The organism is Cupriavidus sp. 01L43 (assembly GCF_056399925.1).
This window is the reverse complement of sequence record NZ_JBFTSH010000040.1, coordinates 1-1546: the sequence shown is the minus strand read 5'-3', so window position 1 is coordinate 1546 and position 1546 is coordinate 1. Positions and strand designations below refer to the sequence as shown.

Sequence of the window (1546 nt, the reverse complement as noted above, 5' to 3'; positions counted from 1 at the left end):
GTCTCCGTGCCTCCCTATCGGCCAGACGAATTGGGAAGGTTTGCCGTGCATTTTCTGCGCGACGGCAATGTCAAGGTGTTCGTGACGATGATGAATCTTCACCATCCCGACTATCCCTTGAAGGGCGATGAAGCTCGGCTGTAACGACATCGATTGGAGAAAGAACCATGCCTTACAGCGCTGCACCACCAGCTTCAGGCGGCACGAATCGATTCAAAGCAACGCGCCCGCGGGCGTGGGCAGGCAGTCTGCTAGCCGCACTGTCGCTAGCGATTTCCGGTTGCGGTGACGAGCCTATTGCTGTGTCAATGGTTGGCTATAACCACACCGATGAAGGGATTTACGCCTTCGAGGTAGACGGGCACGGCGGTCCATACATCGGCCCGCACGAGGGCGGCGGAAAATTTACTTGTTGCGTCACGGTGCCACGGGCCCACAAACCTGGCATGACGGTGAAAGTCAGATGGGTCAACCACATCAAGGATGTTCCCCAGATGCGAGTCGTCTCCGTCCCGCCCTATCGGCCGGAAGAAGTAGGAAGGTTTGCCGTGCATTTTCTGCGCGATGGCAATGTCAAGGTGTTCGTGACGATGATGGCGCTTCGTCATCCTAACTACCCGTTGAAGGGCGACGAGGCGCGCAAGTAACCACAGTTCCACGAGGAGAGTCATGCCTTACACAGTAGCGCGCCCACGGGCGTGGATAGCCGGCCTGCTAGCAGCATTGCCACTGGCCATGTCCGGTTGCGGCGACAAGCCCATCGCGGTGTCAATGGTTGGCTACAACCACACSGAYGTRGGSATCTACGCGTTYGAGGTCAACGGTCATGGCGGMCCGAATATCTGGCCGCACGAGGGCGGCGGAAAGTTCACTTGTTGCGTCACGGTGCCACGGATCCACAAGCCTGGCATGACGGCGAAGGTCAGATGGGTCCATCGCATCGACGATGTGCCGCAGGAGCGGATCGTGCCGGTACCTCCTTATGGACCWAGGGATGGCGGAATGTTCGCCGTCCACTTCCTGCGCGACGGCAATGTCAAGGTGTTCGTGACCATGATGGGTCTTGGACATCCCGACTATCCCTTGAAGGGCGACGAGGCGCGCAAGTAACCACAGTTCCACGAGGAGAGTCATGCCTTACACAGTAGCGCGCCCACGGGCGTGGATAGCCGGCCTGCTAGCAGCATTGTCACTGGCAGTGTCCGGTTGCGGCGACGAGCCAATCTCGGTGGAAATGGTTGGCTATAACCACACCGATGTGGGCATCTACGCGTTTGAGGTCAACGGTCATGGCGGCCCGAATATCGGGGCGCACAAGGGCGGTGGAAATTTCACTTGTTGCGTCACGGTGCCACGGATCCACAAGCCTGGCATGACGGCGAAGATTAGGTGGGTCTATCGCATCGACGATGTTCCGCAGGAGCGGATCGTCGCCGTGCCGCCCTACGGGCCGGAGGAAATCGGAAGGTTCGCGGTGCATTTCCTGCGCGACGGCAACGTCAAGGTCTTCGTGACCATGATGGCTCTGCGTCATCCTGACTATCCC

The 1546-nt window shown here is 59.0% G+C and carries 3 protein-coding genes; all 3 read left to right on the top strand.

What is annotated here, in order from left to right; genetic code table 11:
• The first annotated feature begins 167 nt into the window (after window positions 1–167).
• Entirely contained in the window at window positions 168–647 is a 480-nt protein-coding gene (locus tag AC1DP9_RS27640) for a DUF3304 domain-containing protein (RefSeq protein ID WP_477109065.1), read from the top strand.
• Between the two features lie 22 nt (window positions 648–669).
• On the top strand, window positions 670–1110 hold the full coding sequence (locus tag AC1DP9_RS27635) for a DUF3304 domain-containing protein (protein WP_441593855.1): 441 nt from the start codon (window positions 670–672) through the stop codon (window positions 1108–1110).
• Between the two features lie 22 nt (window positions 1111–1132).
• Window positions 1133–1546 (top strand): DUF3304 domain-containing protein (locus tag AC1DP9_RS27630; RefSeq protein ID WP_477109064.1); only part of this gene is annotated, 414 nt, incomplete at its 3' end.